The organism is Streptomyces chilikensis (genome assembly GCF_001642695.1).
Lineage (GTDB): Bacteria > Actinomycetota > Actinomycetes > Streptomycetales > Streptomycetaceae > Streptomyces > Streptomyces chilikensis.
Map to the genome: position 1 here is coordinate 1 of NZ_LWCC02000174.1, position 15719 is coordinate 15719.

Annotated in this window: 13 protein-coding genes; 5 read left to right on the forward strand and 8 right to left on the reverse strand. The window is 73.4% G+C overall.

The genetic code is table 11. The features are described from left to right. Positions 1–39: 39 nt before the first annotated feature. The 4 genes from yjfF to A2U95_RS30645 all read right to left on the reverse strand — a co-directional run bounded on the left by yjfF (position 40) and on the right by A2U95_RS30645 (position 4807). Positions 40–1065: a galactofuranose ABC transporter, permease protein YjfF gene (yjfF, locus tag A2U95_RS30630; RefSeq protein ID WP_166029082.1), complete on the reverse strand. Its 1026-nt coding sequence runs from the start codon at positions 1063–1065 to the stop codon at positions 40–42. Beyond that, on the reverse strand, positions 1062–2159 hold the full coding sequence (locus A2U95_RS30635) for an ABC transporter permease (RefSeq protein ID WP_166029084.1): 1098 nt from the start codon (positions 2157–2159) through the stop codon (positions 1062–1064). Before A2U95_RS30635 ends, yjfF begins: the two co-directional genes overlap by 4 nt. After that, positions 2156–3733, reverse strand: coding sequence for a sugar ABC transporter ATP-binding protein (locus A2U95_RS30640; protein WP_166029086.1), 1578 nt, complete (start codon positions 3731–3733; stop codon positions 2156–2158). Before A2U95_RS30640 ends, A2U95_RS30635 begins: the two co-directional genes overlap by 4 nt. A 78-nt stretch (positions 3734–3811) precedes the next feature. Continuing rightward, positions 3812–4807, reverse strand: coding sequence for an ABC transporter substrate-binding protein (locus tag A2U95_RS30645; RefSeq protein WP_166029088.1), 996 nt, complete (start codon positions 4805–4807; stop codon positions 3812–3814). 376 nt (positions 4808–5183) lie between these two features. On the opposite strand from A2U95_RS30645, the gene A2U95_RS30650 reads away from it, so the two are divergent. After that, the gene (locus A2U95_RS30650; RefSeq protein WP_166029104.1) at positions 5184–6845 is read left to right on the forward strand and encodes a ribulokinase; all 1662 of its coding nucleotides are present in this window, start codon (positions 5184–5186) and stop codon (positions 6843–6845) included. Between the two features lie 69 nt (positions 6846–6914). Next, positions 6915–8426, forward strand: a complete 1512-nt coding sequence (gene araA / locus A2U95_RS30655; protein ID WP_166029090.1) for an L-arabinose isomerase — start codon at positions 6915–6917, stop codon at positions 8424–8426. On the opposite strand, the gene A2U95_RS30660 is transcribed toward araA, so the two are convergent. Together A2U95_RS30660 and A2U95_RS30665 are read right to left on the reverse strand one after the other, a co-directional pair. Further along, positions 8399–9655: an aminotransferase class V-fold PLP-dependent enzyme gene (locus tag A2U95_RS30660; RefSeq protein ID WP_166029092.1), complete on the reverse strand. Its 1257-nt coding sequence runs from the start codon at positions 9653–9655 to the stop codon at positions 8399–8401. The genes araA and A2U95_RS30660 overlap by 28 nt on opposite strands. A gap of 82 nt (positions 9656–9737) precedes the next feature. Then, positions 9738–10388 (reverse strand): TetR/AcrR family transcriptional regulator, encoded by a 651-nt coding sequence (locus A2U95_RS30665; RefSeq protein ID WP_166029095.1) that lies wholly within the window; start codon positions 10386–10388, stop codon positions 9738–9740. A gap of 182 nt (positions 10389–10570) precedes the next feature. Here A2U95_RS30665 and A2U95_RS30670 point away from each other — a divergent pair, with 182 nt between their 5' ends. Beyond that, positions 10571–11338, forward strand: coding sequence for an SDR family NAD(P)-dependent oxidoreductase (locus A2U95_RS30670; RefSeq protein ID WP_166029097.1), 768 nt, complete (start codon positions 10571–10573; stop codon positions 11336–11338). Positions 11339–11476: 138 nt separating this feature from the next. Here A2U95_RS30670 and A2U95_RS30675 read toward each other — a convergent pair whose 3' ends face one another. After that, on the reverse strand, positions 11477–11824 hold the full coding sequence (locus tag A2U95_RS30675) for a DUF3140 domain-containing protein (RefSeq protein ID WP_166029099.1): 348 nt from the start codon (positions 11822–11824) through the stop codon (positions 11477–11479). Positions 11825–12038: 214 nt separating this feature from the next. Here A2U95_RS30675 and A2U95_RS30680 point away from each other — a divergent pair, with 214 nt between their 5' ends. Beyond that, complete coding sequence (locus A2U95_RS30680; RefSeq protein ID WP_166029101.1) at positions 12039–14654, forward strand: SpoIIE family protein phosphatase; 2616 nt, start codon at positions 12039–12041, stop codon at positions 14652–14654. 18 nt (positions 14655–14672) lie between these two features. On the opposite strand, the gene A2U95_RS30685 is transcribed toward A2U95_RS30680, so the two are convergent. Beyond that, complete coding sequence (locus A2U95_RS30685; protein ID WP_166029102.1) at positions 14673–15467, reverse strand: SDR family NAD(P)-dependent oxidoreductase; 795 nt, start codon at positions 15465–15467, stop codon at positions 14673–14675. Between the two features lie 80 nt (positions 15468–15547). Here A2U95_RS30685 and A2U95_RS30690 point away from each other — a divergent pair, with 80 nt between their 5' ends. Continuing rightward, the gene (locus A2U95_RS30690) at positions 15548–15703 is read left to right on the forward strand and encodes a hypothetical protein (RefSeq protein WP_166029080.1); all 156 of its coding nucleotides are present in this window, start codon (positions 15548–15550) and stop codon (positions 15701–15703) included. Positions 15704–15719: the final 16 nt, after the last annotated feature.

Here is a 15719-nt window from a genome sequence, read left to right on the forward strand (position 1 = left end):
CGGACCCGCGCGGGCGGGCGGGGCGGGGGGTGGGGCGGGTCAGTCCGTGGAGGCCCGGCGCCCCGTCATCAGCCGCTGGAGCACGATGAACACCAGCAGCAGGCCGCCGATGACGATCCGGGTCCACCAGGAGCTGAGCGTGCCCTGGAAGTTGATGACCGTCTGGATCGTGCCGAGGACGAGCACGCCGAGGGCGGTGCCCAGGACGAAGCCCGAGCCGCCGGTCAGCAGGGTGCCGCCGATGACGGTCGCGGCGATGGCGTCCAGTTCCATGCCCATGGCGTGCAGGGCGTAGCCCGACAGCATGTAGAAGGTCATCAGCACGCCGCCCAGCGCGGAGCACAGGCCGCTGATGGCGTAGACGGCGACCTTGGTGGACCCCACCGGCAGGCCCATCAGCCGCGCCGAGGTCTCGTTGCCGCCCAGCGCGTAGACGCCCCGGCCGAAGCGGGTGTGGTGCAGCACGACGAAGGCGATCAGCAGCACGACCAGGGCGATGATGACGGAGACGGAGACGAAGAGGCCTCCGGGTCCGTACAGCCGGGCCTGGGCGATGCCGACCGTGGTCGGGTCGTCGATGGTGATGGACTCGGTGCTGATCGTGTAGCAGAGGCCACGGGCGAGGAACATGCCCGCCAGGGTGACGATGAAGGGCTGGATCTCGAAGGTGTGGATGATCCACCCCATCAGCGCTCCCCCGGCCGCCCCGATCGCCAGGACGAGCGGGACCGCCGCTCCCAGCGACCATCCCTGGTGCTGGACCAGCGAGGCGGTGATCATGGTGGAGAGCGCGACCACGGACCCGACCGACAGGTCGATGCCGCCGGTGAGGATCACGAAGGTCACCCCGACGGCGACCACCAGCAGGAACGCGTTGTCGATCAGCAGGTTGAGGACCACCTGCGTGGAGAAGAAGCCGTCGTAGCGCAGCGACCCGACGGTGAACATCGCCACCAGCAGCACCGCGGTGACGATCAGCGGGATCCGGGTCCCCGCCCCCCGGGACCCGGTGCGGGACGGTGGACGGGTGGGTCGTGCGGCGGTGTTCGCGATGCCGGTGCTCATGCGCGGGCCTCCTGCTGCCGGCCGGCGGCGTCCGCCGTGGTGTCGGATCGGGGGGCCGCGGCCTTGCGGCGGCGCGGCATCTTGGCCCGGAAGACCGGGGACTGGACCAGGCAGACGGCGATGACCACGAACGCCTTGAAGACGAGGGTGGTCTCGGGCGGCACGCCGAGGGTGTAGACGGTGGTGGAGAGGGTCTGGATGATCATCGCGCCGAGGACCGTGCCGCCCAGGGAGAAACGGCCTCCGGTCAGCGCCGTTCCGCCGATGACGACGGCGAGGATGGCGTCGAGCTCGATCCACAGGCCGGCGTTGTTGCCGTCGGCGGCGTTGACGTTGGAGCTGATCATCAGGCCGGCGACGGCCGCGCACAGCGCGCTGAAGACGTAGACCAGGGTCAGCAGCCCGGCCGCGCGGATGCCCGTCAGGCGGCCCGCCGCGGGGTTTCCGCCGACGGACTCGATCAGCAGGCCGAGGGCGCTGCGCCGGGTGACGAGGGCGGTGAGCGCGACGAGGACGGCGGCGAGCAGGACGGCGAAGGGGAAGGTGAGCAGGTGACCGCCGCCGATCATGTGGTACTTGTCGCTGTTCACCGTGATGATCTGCCCGTCGGTGATCAGCTGTGCCACGCCGCGGCCGGCGACCATCAGGATGAGGGTGGCGACGATGGGCTGCACGCCCAGCCGGGCGACCAGCAGGCCGTTGCAGAGACCGAGGACGACCGCCACGCCGAGGGCCACGGCGACGGCGGTCAGGACGGTGGTGGCGCCGCCGGGGTCGGACGAGGTGGCGATGTGCTCGCAGGCGAGCGCGCCGGCGATGGCGACGGTGGAGCCCACCGAGAGGTCGATGCCCCGGGTGGCGATCACCATGGTCATGCCGAGGGCGACCAGGGTGAGGGGCGCGCCGTACTGGAGGATGTCGACGAGGCTTCCGTACAGGTGCCCGTCGCGGATCCGGACGGCGAAGAAGTCGTGGGTGAAGGCGAGGTTGCCGAGCAGCAGGGCGATCAGCACGAGCGAGGGCCACAGCAGCCGGTGTCCGGCCAGCCTCCTCGTCATCGGGCCGCGTGCCGTCACGGCGGGCCGGTTGGTCATGAGTCCGCTCCGGTGGCGATGGTGGCCAGAATGCGGTCGGGGGTGACGCCGTCGTCGTTGACGAGGGTGGCCACCATGCGGTGGTCGCGCAGGACGGCGACGCGGTGGCTGAGGCGGAGGACCTCCTCGAGTTCCGCCGAGACGAACAGCACGGCGGTTCCGTCGGCGGCGAGCCGGGCGACCAGTTTCTGGATCTCCGCCTTGGCGCCGACGTCGATGCCCCGGGTGGGCTCGTCGAGGATCAGCAGCCTCGGTTCGGTGAGCAGCCAGCGGGCCAGGAGGACCTTCTGCTGGTTCCCGCCGCTGAGGTTGCGCAACTGGGCCTCGGGGTCGGCGGGGCGGATGTCGAGGGCTTCGATCCAGCGCCGGGTGAGTTCGTCCTGCTTGGCCCGGGACAGGGGGCGGGTCCAGCCCCGTGCGGCCTGGAGCGCCAGGATGACGTTCTCGCGGATCGTGAGCTCGCCGAAGACGCCCTCGGCCTTGCGGTTCTCCGAACAGAAGGCGATCTTGTGGGCGATGGCGTGGCGCGGCGTCCGCAGGGCGGCCGTCCTGCCTTCGACGGTCACCCGGCCGGAGTCGGCGGTGTCGGCGCCGAACAGGAGCCGGGCGGCCTCGGTGCGTCCGGAGCCGAGGAGTCCGGCGAGGCCGATCACCTCGCCGGCGTGGATGTCGAGGTCGTAGGGCTCGACGGAGCCGGCGCGTCCCAGTTGCCGGGCCGTGAGGAAGGGCTCGCCGGCGACCCGTTCCGCGGCTTCCTCCTGGGCCTTCTCGGACAGTTCGTCGAGGGTGGCGAGCTCGCCGCCGATCATCCGCTGGACCAGGGTGACGGGGGTGAGCTCGCCGATGGGGTACTCGCCCTCGAGGCGGCCGTTGCGCAGGATGGTGACGCGGTCGCAGAGCTCGAAGACCTGGTCGAGGAAGTGGGTGACGAACAGGATGGCCACCCCGCGGTCGCGCAGCCGGCGCACCAGCGTGAAGAGCTGGGCGACCTCTTCCCGGTCGAGGCTGGAGGTCGGTTCGTCGAGCACCAGCACCTTGGCGGAGAGGTCCACCGCCCGCACGATGGCGACCAGTTGCTGCACGGCGAGGGAGTGGGAGCCGAGGGGGCTGGAGACGTCGAGGTCCAGGTCCAGTTCGGTGAGGAGTTCGGCGGCGCGCCGCTTGAGCGCGGACCAGTGGACCAGTCCGAACCGCCGGGGCTCGCGTCCGATGAGGATGTTCTCGGCCACCGAGATGTTGGGGCAGAGGTTGACCTCCTGGTAGACGGTGCTGATGCCCGCCTGCTGGGCCTGGAGAGGATCGGCGAACGTCCGTGGCCGGCCGTCGACGATCAGGGTGCCCTCGTCGGCCGGCTGGACACCGGTGAGCACCTTGATCAGGGTGGACTTCCCGGCGCCGTTCTCGCCCATCAGGGCGTGCACCTCGCCGGGGTAGAGCCGCAGGCCGACCCGGTCCAGGGCGAGCACGCCGGGGAACTGCTTGCGGATGCCGGTGGCCTCCAGGACGGGCCGCCGCTCACCGGGGTCCGCGCCTGCCGCGCCTGCCGGTCCTGCCGGGGTGGACGGGGTTGTCATCCGCCCTCCTCTCACTCGTGTGACGGGGTGCCGGAGGAGGCGGTGGCGCCCGCCTCCTCCGGCACCGGGACGTGCTCGTCAGTACTGGCGGGTCGGCAGGGCCTCGGCGGCCTGGTCCTGGGTGAAGACGCCCTCCTCGGTCTCGACCCGGGGCGGCACGCTCTGGCCGTCGGCGACCTTCTTGGTGAGGTCCATCAGCTGGTCGCCGAGGAGCGGGTTGCACTCGACCACGACGTTGATCTTGCCTTCGGTCATCGCGACGAAGGCGTCCTTGATGCCGTCGATGGAGATGATCTTTATGTCCTCGCCGGGCTTCTTGCCGGCCTCCTCGATGGCCTGGATGGCGCCGAGGGCCATGTCGTCGTTGTGCGCGTAGAGGACGTCGATGTCCTTGTGGGACTTGAGGAAGGCCTGCATGACCTCCTTGCCCTTGGCCCGGGTGAAGTCGCCGGTCTGGGAGGCGACGACCTTGAACTTGTCGTCCTTCTCCACGATCTCGGCGAAGCCCGCCCTGCGGTCGTTGGCGGGCGCGGACCCGGTGGTGCCCTGGAGCTCGACGATGTTGACCGGGCCCTCCTCGTCCGCGTACTCCTTCGCCAGCCACTCGCCGGCGGACCTGCCCTCCTTCACGAAGTCCGAGCCGAGGAAGGTCTTGTAGAGCGAGGTGTCCTTGCTGTCGACGGCGCGGTCGGTGAGGATCACCGGGATCCCTGCGTCCTTGGCCTCCTTGAGCACCGTGTCCCAGCCGGACTCCACCACCGGGGAGAAGGCGATGACGTCGACCTTCTGCTGGATGAAGGTGCGGATCGCCTTGATCTGGTTCTCCTGCTTCTGCTGGGCGTCGGAGAACTTGAGGGTGATCCCGGCCTTCTTCGCGGCGTCCTGGACGGACTTGGTGTTGGCGGTGCGCCAGCCGCTCTCCGCGCCGACCTGGGCGAACCCGAGGGTGATCTTCCCGTCGGAGCCGCCCTTGCCGGCCTTGCCGGAGTCGGGCGCCTCGGTGGAACAGGCCGTCAGCGCCGAGGTGGCGAGGAGGAGGACCGTGCTGAGGGCGAGAACGGCTTTGCGGGCCATGGCGAGTGTCCTTTCGAGGTGCACGGAGGTGCCGTCGATGCGACCGAACACCGGCCGCGCGAAGGGCGGCCTCCTCACGGAGGGCGCGCCGTCGCATTGTGAGCGCTAACAAGTCAGGCCCTCAACCCCCTTGCGGGAGTTATCTTTCCGTGACGTGCCTGTCGTGTTAGGAAGTCCGTGTAGGCATCAACTTCACAAGGGCGTACATCGATCCATCCGACGCACACCTCTTGCGCCAGGAGATTGTGAGCGCTAACACTTCGGTGTCCCTGTCACGCATCCGTCGCGCCCCACAGAGCCCCGCCGCCGGAACGGCCACCCGAAAGGCACCTCCGTGACCTCTGCCCCGCCTCCCGCGCCCCCTTCCCCCGAGGACCTGCCCGACGGCGCCGAGCGCTACACCGTCGGCGTCGATTTCGGCACCCTGTCGGGACGCGCCGTGGTGGTCCGCGTCCGCGACGGGGAGGAGCTGGCCTCCGCCGTGCACGAGTACCGGCACGGCGTGATCGAGGATCGGCTGCCCGGCACGGGCGCCGTCCTGCCTCCCGACTGGGCCCTGCAGCACCCCGAGGACTGGCGGGAGGTGCTGCGCGAGGCGGTTCCCGCGGCGGTGGCCGCGGCGGGCGTCGACCCCGGCGCGGTCATCGGCATCGCCACCGACTTCACCGCCTGCACGGTGCTGCCCGCCCTGGCCGACGGGACCCCGCTGGCCGAGACGGACCTCGCCGGACGGCCGCACGCCTGGCCGAAGCTGTGGAAGCACCACGCGGCCCAGCCGCAGGCCGACCGGATCAACGCGCTGGCCCACGAGCGGGGAGAGCGGTGGATCGGCCGGTACGGCGGGAAGATCTCCGCGGAATGGCAGTTCGCCAAGGCCCTCCAGGTCCTGGAGGAGGACCCGCAGGTGTACGACGCCTGCGCCCGCTGGATCGAGGCGGCGGACTGGATCGTCTGGCAGCTCACCGGCGAGGAGTCCCGCAACGCGTGCACCGCCGGGTACAAGGGCATCCACCAGGACGGCGGCTACCCCGACGAGGAGTACCTGGCGGCGCTGCACCCGCGGTTCGCCGACTTCGCGCGGACCCGGCTGGAGTTCCCGCTGTCACCGCTGGGTTCGCGGGCCGGGTCCCTCACCGAGGAGGCCGCGGCGTGGACGGGGCTCAGGCCCGGCATCGCGGTGGCGGCCGGCAACGTCGACGCCCACGTCACCGCGGCGGCGGCCCAGGCCGTGGAGGACGGGCGGCTGCTGGCCATCATGGGAACCTCCACCTGCCACGTCGTCAACTCGCCCGTGCTGGCGGAGATCCCGGGCATCTGCGGCGTCGTCGACGGCGGGATCGTGGAGGGCTCGTACGGCTACGAGGCGGGGCAGAGCGCGGTGGGCGACATCTTCGCCTGGGTCCTGCGCCAGGGCGTGCCGCGGGAGTACTACGAGGAGGCGGACGCCCGCGGCGAGGACCTGCACGCCCTGCTGACCCGCAAGGCCGCCGCCCAGCCGGTCGGCGCCCACGGCCTGGTGGCCCTGGACTGGCTGAACGGCAACCGGTCGGTGCTGGTCGACCACCACCTCTCCGGCGTCGTCCTGGGCCTCACCCTCGCGACCCGCCCGGAGGACGTCTACCGGGCCATGCTGGAGGCCACCGCGTTCGGCACCCGGGTCATCGTCGAGACGCTGGAGGACGGCGGCGTCCCGGTGCGCGAGTTCGTCGTGGCCGGCGGACTGGCCAGGAACGAACTGCTGATGCGGATCTACGCGGACGTGCTGCGCCGCCCGGTCTCCCTCGCGGCGTCCCGCCAGGGTCCCGCGCTGGGCTCGGCCATCCACGCCGCCGTGGCGGCCGGCGCGCATCCCGACGTGCGCACGGCGACGGCCGCGATGGGCCGGCTGCGGCGCGACGTCTTCCTACCGGACGACCGGCGGGCCGACGCCTACGACGCGCTGTTCGCCGAGTACCGGCTGCTGCACGACCGCTTCGCGGACGGCGACCAGCTGCACCGCCTGCGGAAGCTGCGCGACACGGCGCTCGCCGCGGGCTGACCCCGCCCTCCGCCCCGCCCCTCCCCCACCACGCCCACTGTCGGACCACGACGCCACCCAGGAGCCCTTGTGCAGAGCCCGCATTCCTCCGTCCGCGAGATCTGGTTCCTCACCGGCAGCCAAGGGCTGTACGGCGAGGAGACCCTGAAGCAGGTCGCCGAGCAGTCGCAGCGGATCGCCGCCGTGCTGGCCGACGACGGCGCACTGCCCGTCCGCGTCGTCTGGAAGCCGGTGCTGACCGACGCCGCGGCCATCCGCCGGGCCTGTCTCGACGCCAACGGCGACGACCGGTGCGTCGGACTGATCACCTGGATGCACACCTTCTCCCCTGCGAAGATGTGGATCGCCGGCCTGGACGCCCTGCGCAAGCCGCTGCTGCACCTGCACACCCAGTCGAACGTGGCCCTCCCCTGGGACACCATCGACATGGACTTCATGAACCTCAACCAGGCCGCCCACGGCGACCGCGAGTTCGCGCACGTGCAGGGCCGGGTGGGGGTGGCCCGCAAGACCGTGGCCGGGCACGTGAGCGACCCGCTGACGGTCGCCCGGGTCGCCGTCTGGGCGCGCGCGGCGACCGCCCGCGCCGAGCTCGCCACCCTGAAGGTCGCCCGCTTCGGCGACAACATGCGTGACGTCGCGGTGACCGAGGGCGACAAGGTGGAGGCGCAGCTGCGGCTCGGCGTCTCGGTCAACACCTACGGCGTCAACGACCTGGTGGACGTGGTGGACCGGGCGGAGGAGCAGGAGGTCTCGGCCCTGGTCGAGGAGTACCAGGAGGCCTACCGGCTGGCGCCCGAGCTGCGCGCCGGAGGGGAGCGGCACGACTCGCTGCGCTACGCGGCGCGGATCGAGGCGGGGCTGCGGCGGTTCCTGGCGGAGGGCGGCTTCGGCGCGTTCACCACCAACTTCGAGGACCTCGGCGGTCTCCGGCAGCTGCCGGGCCTGGCCGTGCAGCGTCTGATGGCGGACGGGTACGGCTTCGGCGGGGAGGGCGACTGGAAGACGGCCGTCCTGCTGCGGGCGCTCAAGACGGCCGCGGCCGGGCTGCCGGGCGGCACCTCCTTCATGGAGGACTACACCTACGACCTGACGCCCGGCAGCGAACTCATCCTGGGCGCCCACATGCTGGAGGTGTGCCCGACGGTCGCCGCCGGCACGCCCAGCTGCGAGATCCACCCGCTCGGCATCGGCGGCCGGGAGGACCCCGTCCGCCTGGTGTTCGACGCGGCCCCGGGCCCGGCCGTCGTCGTCGGCCTGGCCGACCTCGGCGACCGGTTCCGTCTGGTCGCCAACGACATCGAGGTGGTGGCGCCGCCGCACCCGCTGCCCGCGCTGCCGGTGGCCCGGGCGGTCTGGCGCCCCTCCCCCGATCTGCGGACGTCCACGGAGTCGTGGCTGACGGCGGGCGGGCCGCACCACACCGTCCTCAGCTCGGCGCTCACGTCCGAGCACCTGGACGACCTGGCGGAGATGCTCAAGGTGGAGCTCGCCCTCATCGACGCGTCGACCACCACCCGGCGGTTCCGGCGCGAACTGCGCTGGAACCAGGCCTACCACCGGCTGGCGCTCGGCCTGTAGGCCGCCGGCGCACCTTCGCCGCGGGCCCGGTCGACCAGGACGGGGACGCAGGTCTCGGCGAAGTGGTCGTAGTCGGCGGGCGTGTTGTAGGCGTGGGCGGAGAGGCGGACGTAGCCGGTGCCGCCGAAGCTGGTGAAGGCCGCGGCGACCCGGAACCTGCGGACCACCTCCTCGCGCAGGGCGTCGGCCTCCTCGCGGGTGCCGGCCAGGCCGTCGGGCAGCCGCACCAGGCGCAGGGCGGGCGCGGGCATGCCGACACGGACCGTGTGGTCCTCCCCGGTGAACCGGGCGAACGCGGCGGCGACGGTGCGCTGGGCGTGGTCGCCGAGCCGGGTGACGTAGGCGCGGACGCGGTCCCAGCCCCAGGTGTCCTCGACGAAGTCCAGGGCGGTGGGCGCGGCCAGGTAGGAGGTGGCGTCGACGGTGCCCTGGTGGTCGAAGCGCTCGGGGAAGGGCTCGGTGGCGCCCCAGGAGTCGATCAGGGGGTGGAGGTCCTGGCGCCGCCCGGTGCGCACGACCAGGGCCGCCGTGCCGCGGGGGGCACAGGGGAACTTGTGGAGGTTGCCGACCCAGTAGTCGGCCTCCGCTCCGGCCAGCGGGTCGGCGAGCATGCCGGGGGCGTGCGCCCCGTCGACCAGGAGGGCGATGCCGCGGCGGCGGGCCTCGGCGGCGATGCGGCCGACGGGCATCAGCCGGGCGGTGGCGGAGGTGATGTGGTCGACGACCGCCAGCGCGGTGCGGTCGGTGAACGCGTCGGTCACGGCCCGGTACGCCTCGTCGGCGGTGGCGTCGAGGGGGACGTGGGCGGTGCGCACGGCGCCTCCCCAGCGCCGGGCGAGGCGGGCCGCGCCCATGGTGACGGCTCCGTAGCCGTGGTCGGTGACCACGATCTCCGCGCCCGCCCGGTGGGGCAGGCTGCCGTAGACCACGCTTGCCCCGGCGCTGGCGTTGGGCACCAGCGCCGTCCCGTCCGCGGGTGCGCGGAGGTAGGAGGCGATCCTGCGCCGGGCGTCCGCGATCAGCTGCGGCTGGCCGGGGAACCACTCGACGGGTGACGCCTCCATGCGGCGGCGCAGAGCGGCCTGGGCGTCCTGCGCCGCGCGCGGGACGGCGCCGAAGGAGCCGTGGTTGAGGTGCCTGACCTCCGGGTCGAGCGACCAGGCGGAGGCGGCGGGCCGTCCGTCGGGCAGCAGGAGGGGGGACGGTGCCGCCAGGGATTCGGTGCTCACGTGTCTCCAGGTCGCTCGTCGCTCGCGGACACGATCGCACAGCGGCCGGCGTGTCCCGACGGCGGAGGCGGCTTCCGGCCGCTCAGTCGGGGAGGACCGCGGCGGCGTGCGCGAGCGCGGCGCGCATCACGTGCCGGAGAGCCGGCGCGCCGGGGGCGCCGGCGTGGTGGGCCCATTCCTCCACGGCGATCCGCAGGGCCACGTTGAGGGTGCCGGCCCGCACCCGGACGGCGAGGTCGGCGGCGTCGCGGCCCTCGCGTTCGGCGAGGATCGCGGCGAAGGCGTCGGCGGCCTCCGAGTGGATCTGCAGCCAGACGGCGCGCAGTCCCGGTTCGTCGCCGGTCAGGCGGACCAGCTGGGCCACCTCGACGCTGTCGGAGGTCCGGCCGGCGTCGTCGGCGTCCAGGCCGAGGGCCTCGGTGAGGGGGACACCGGGCGGCCAGTCGCGCAGCCGTTCCACGATGTCCTCGAGCCCGGTGGTGAGCAGCGGGCGGACGCACTCCTCCTTGGAGGGGAAGTACCGCCACAGGGTGCGGGTGGACAGGCCCGCCGCGGCGGCGATCTCGTCGGCGGAGGTGCCCGCCACGCCGTGGGCGGCGAACAGGCGCACCGCCTGGCGGGAGATGTCCAGGCGCGTGGCGGCCTTGCGCCGCTCGGTCAGGGGCGGTCTGCCGGTGCGCCGGACCACGGGCCGCGGTGCGGACGGTGCGGCGGCGGGCGGGGTGAACTCCATCGCTCTCTTCCTCGCGTCGGCGGGCGGGCGGGGCCGCGGCTCGGCCTGTCGTGGGGTTGTCACTGTACGTCACATCTTTTGTGGCACCGAGTGACTTCATGGCGCGTCGCGACAGAAAGTTGTACGGTCGAACCGTGCCCACCGCCGCAGGGGCGGTGCGGCACCGTGAGGGAGCACCAGGGATGAGCGATGTGACCGGTCTGGCCGGCAAGAGCGTGATCGTGACGGGCGCCGGTTCCGGCATCGGCCGGGCGGCGGCCCTGCGCTTCGCGGCGGCGGGGGCGAGGGTGCTGGTCGCCGACCTGAACGCGCAGACCGCGCGGGAGACCGTGGAGCTCGTCCGGGCCGCCGGCGGCACCGCCGTCGCGGTCACCGGCGACCTCGGCGACCAGGCCGTGGTCGACCGGGTCACGGAGACCGCCGTCGAGGTGTTCGGCACCGTCGACGTGCTGGTCAACAACGCGGGCGTCATGGACCGGATGTCCGCCGCGGCCGACGTCACCGACGCCGAGTGGGACCGCGTGATACGCGTCAACCTCACCGCCCCGTTCATGCTGACCCGCGCCGTGCTGCCGCACATGCTCGCCGCGGGCGGGGGCGCGATCGTCAACACCGCCTCCGAGGCGGGCCTGCGCGGCAGCGCGGCCGGCGCGGCCTACACGGCGTCCAAGCACGGCGTGATCGGCCTGACGAAGAACCTCGCGGTGATGTACCGGGGCAGGGGGATCCGCGCCAACGCGGTCGCGCCGGGCGGGGTGGCCACCAACATCAAGGTGGAGGCGGACCAGGGCGCCCACGGTCCGGCCACCATCGCCCCGTACTTCCAGAACATCGGCGCGGTGACCAGCGCCGAGGACCAGGCGGCGGCGATCGTCTTCCTGGCCTCGGACGCCGCCGCCGGCGTCAACGGCGCGATCCTGCCGGTCGACAGCGGCTGGGCGGCCGTCTGACCGTCCGCGGGGCACGTCCGGGCGGGCGCCCGGCCTCCCGAACGCGGGGCCGGGTGCCCGCCGCGCCTGCCGCGCGGCTCCCTCGGCGCGGCCGTACGCGCGACTGCGGCGGTACGGCCGGCGCAGGTGGTGCGGCTGTCAGGTGGAGACCGGCTTGAGCGGGTCGTGCCCCAGGGTCATCAGCCGGTGGCGCCAGTTCGGCTGACCGGCCGTGGGCTCCATGTCGACGCCGCGCTCGGCGGTGACCGTGTCGACCACCTTCCGCATCACCCGGACGTCGTCCCCGGTCAGGTCGACGCGGCGCTTGCCGAGGATCTCCAGGACGCGGCGGCCGTTCTCGGTGCCCGCCTGGTCCGGCAACGCCTCGGTCCGCTCGCCCGCGGAGCGGGTCATCAGCCATTCCTGGAGTTCGCGGGAGGTCATGTTGACCACGCTGTGGAACTCGTTCCACAGGTCGTCCAGTTCGGGGTCTCGGTGGTCGGCCATGATCATCTTCTCCTTCCGTCCGCGGTGTCCACCGTGTCGGCGCGTCCGGCACGTCCGGCGCGTCCGGTGGCACGCTCCGGGTTGCCCGGGGTCCGCGGGGGAAACGGCCTCGACGCCCGGACGGAAACGTGACGCACCACCGTCATGTCGGACGTGCCGGTCCCGGACACTGCGGGTAGAACTGAGGCCTATGCGACCACCGGGCCGATCGGGCATGCTGTCGCGGCGCAGCGTCGCCGCGCAGGTCTTCGTCGTACACGTGGTCATCGTGGTGCTGCTGGTGCTCGCCTCCGCGGCCGCGCTGGTGCTCCAGGGGCGTGCCGCCAGCGAGGAGGAGGCCCGCAACCGCTCACGGGCCGTGGCCGTCTCCTTCGCCGGCGCGCCGGGCACCTGGGAGGCGCTACTGTCCCCGGATCCGACGGCGGAGCTGCAGCCGCGGGCCGAGGAGGTGCGGCGGAGCGTCCCGGTGGACTTCGTGGTGGTGATGAACACCGAGGGGATCCGGTACACCCACCCCCGCGCGGACCGGATCGGCAAGAAGTTCGTCGGGAGGATCGGCCCCGCGCTGCGGGGCGAGCCGGTGGTGGAGGAGATCACCGGCACCATCGGCAGGCTGGTGCAGGCGGTCGTGCCGGTGCGGGATCCGCAGGGCCGGGTCGTGGGGCTGGTGTCGGCGGGCATCACGGTGGAGAGCGTGGGCAACACCGCCGACCGTCAGCTGCCGCTCCTGCTGGGGGCCGCGGCGGCCGCGCTCGCCCTGGCGACCGCGGGCACCGCGGTGGCCGGGCGCAGGCTGCTGCGGCAGACCCACGGGCTGGGCCCGCGCGAGATGACGCGCATGTACGAGCACCACGACGCGGTCCTGCACTCGGTGCGGGAGGGCGTGGTCATCGTCGGGGCGGACGGCGAGCTGCTGCTGGCCAACGACGAGGCGCAGCGGCTGCTCGGACTGCCGGACGACACCGGCCGGCGCCGCGTCGGCGAACTGGGCCTGTCTCCGGACATGGCCCAGCTGCTCCTGTCGGGCCGGGTGGCCACCGACGAGGTGCGGCCGGTCGGGGACCGCCTGGTGGTGGTGAACCAGCGGCCGACACGGCTTCGCGGCGGGCCGTCGGGGTCGGTGGCGACCCTGCGGGACTCCACGGAGCTGCGGGCGCTGTCCGGGCGCGCCGAGGCCGCCCGGGAGCGGCTGGACCTGCTGTACGCGGCGGGGCTGGGGATCGGCAGCAGCCTGGACGTGCGCCGGACCGCGGAGGCGCTGGCGGAGCTGGTGGTGCCCCGGTTCGCCGACCACGCGACGGTCGACCTGTTCGACGCGGTGCTGGAGGGCGACGAGCCGTCCGCGCGGCCCGACCCGGGGGCGGCGCTGCGCCGGACGGCGGTGGTGGGGGTCGACGAGGCGCCGCTGTTCCCGCTGGACGCGCGGATCCGGCCGGACGGCTCCTCCCCGCAGGCGCGGGTGCTGCGCGCCGGCCGGGCGCTGCTGGAGCCGCGGCTGGCGGAGACGCCCGCGTGGGAGGGCCAGGACCGCGAGCAGTGGTCGCAACTGCTGGAGCACGGCGTGCGGTCGCTGATCGCGGTGCCGGTGCGAGCCGGCGGTCAGGTGCTGGGCGTGGTCGGGTTCTGGCGCGACCGGCGCACGGAGCCGTTCGACGAGGAGGAGCTGGCGGTCGCCGAGGAGCTGGTGACCCGGGCCGCGGTGGCGATCGACAACGCCCGGCGGTTCACCCGCGAGCACGGCATGGCGGTGACGCTCCAGCGGAGCCTGCTGCCGCGCCGGCTGCCGGACCAGGACGCGCTGGAGGTGGCCTACCGGTACCTGCCGGCCCAGGCCGGGGTGGGCGGTGACTGGTTCGACGTCCTGCCGTTGTCGGGGGCGAGGGTGGCCCTGGTGGTGGGCGACGTGGTGGGGCACGGTCTGCACGCGGCGGCCACCATGGGGCGGCTGCGGACGGCGGTGCACACCTTCAGCGCGCTGGACCTCCACCCGGAGGAACTGCTGGGGCTGCTGGACGAGCTGGTGGCGCGGATCGACCAGGAGGAGAACCCCGACGGCGGCGTGACGATCACCGGGGCGACCTGTCTGTACGCGGTGTACGACCCGGTGTCGCGCCGCTGCGTGATGTCGCGGGCCGGGCACCTGCCGCCGGCGGTGGTGCGGCCGGACGGGCGGGTGGAGTTCCTCGAGGTCCCGGCCGGTCCGCCGCTGGGGCTGGGCGGGCTGCCGTACGAGACGGCCGAGGTGGAACTGGAGGAGGGCAGCCGGCTGGTCCTGTACACGGACGGTCTGGTGGAGGAGCGGGACCGGGACATCGACGCCGGTCTGGAGCTGCTGCGCGCGTCGCTGGCGCGGGCGGGCGAGTCCCCCGAGGACACCTGCCGGGACGTCCTGGAGGGGGTGGCGCCGCGGCCGACGGACGACATCGCGGTGCTGGTGGCGCGGACCCGGGTGATCGGGGCGGACCGCATCGCCGTCTGGGACGTGCCGCGGGACCCGTCGGCGGTGGGCGGGATCCGGGCGGCGGCGGCCCGGCTGCTGACCGAGTGGGGACTGGAGGACCAGGCCTTCACCACGGAGCTCATCCTCAGCGAGCTGGTGACGAACGCGCTGCGGCACGGCAGCGGGCCGGTGCGGGTGCGGGTGCTGCGGGAGCGCGAGCTGATCTGCGAGGTGTCCGACGCGGGGAGCACCGCCCCGCGGCTGCGGCAGGCGACCACCTTCGACGAGGGCGGACGCGGACTGTTCCTGGTCGCCCAGCTCTCCGAACGGTGGGGGACGCGGTGGACGCCCGAGGGCAAGGTCATCTGGGCGGCGCAGCCGCTGCCGTGACCCGGGCGGGCCGCCGGCTCAGGGCAGGATCGAGTCCACGTAGCCGCCGTCCACGCGCAGTGCGCCGCCGGTGGTGGCGGACGCCTGGTCGGAGGCCAGGTAGACGACCATGTTGGCGATCTCCTCGGGCTCGATCAGCCGCTGGATCAGGGACTGCGGGCGGTGTTCGCGCATGAAGGCGCGCTGGGCCTCCTCCCAGGGGAGTTCCGGGTCGACGAGTTCGTACACGAACTTCTCCACTCCCCCGGTGCGGGTGGGTCCGGCGATCACGGAGTTGACGGTGACGCCGGTCCCGGCGGCCTCCTTGGCGAAGCCGCGGCCGACGGCGAGCAGCGCCGTCTTGGTCGTCCCGTAGTGGATCATCTCGGCGGGGACGGCGACGGCGGAGTCGCTGGCGATGTACATCACCCGCCCCCAGCCGCGTTCCTTCATTCCGGGCAGCAGGGCGCGGGTGAGACGGACGGCCGCGAGGACGTTCACCTCGAAGTGCCGCCGCCATTCGTCGTCGCTGATCTCGAGCGCGGGCCGGGCGCCGAAGATGCCGAGGTTGTTGACGAGGATGTCGGCGCCGGGCAGTGCGCGGACGGCCTCCTGCGCGCCCTCCTCGGTGGCCACGTCGGCCGCCACGGGCACGAACCGGCCCCCGGGCACCTGACGGCGCAGCGCGTCGACGGCCCGTTCCAGGCGCTGGGGGTCGCGGCCGTTGACGCCGACCCGGGCGCCGGAGCGGGCCAGGCCGGCGGCGACGGCCGCTCCGATGCCCTGGGAGGAGCCGGTGACCAGGGCGGTGCGCGCGGTGAGATCGATGTGCATGGCGGCGGGGTACCCGGTCAGGAGGGCGTGACGCCCTCGTACCACCAGCCATGAGGACGAATGCACCAGGAGGACGTGTGATGGCGATGACGACCATGCTGCGCCGGATCAAGGCGTGGTCCGCCACCCCGCAGGGCCGGCGGACCATCGAGCAGGCGCGCCGGGCGGCGGCGGACCCGCGCAACCGGGCGCACGCGCGGCGCCTGCTGACGCGGCTGCGGGCGCCTCGCCGCTGAGCGGCGGGCGCCCGCC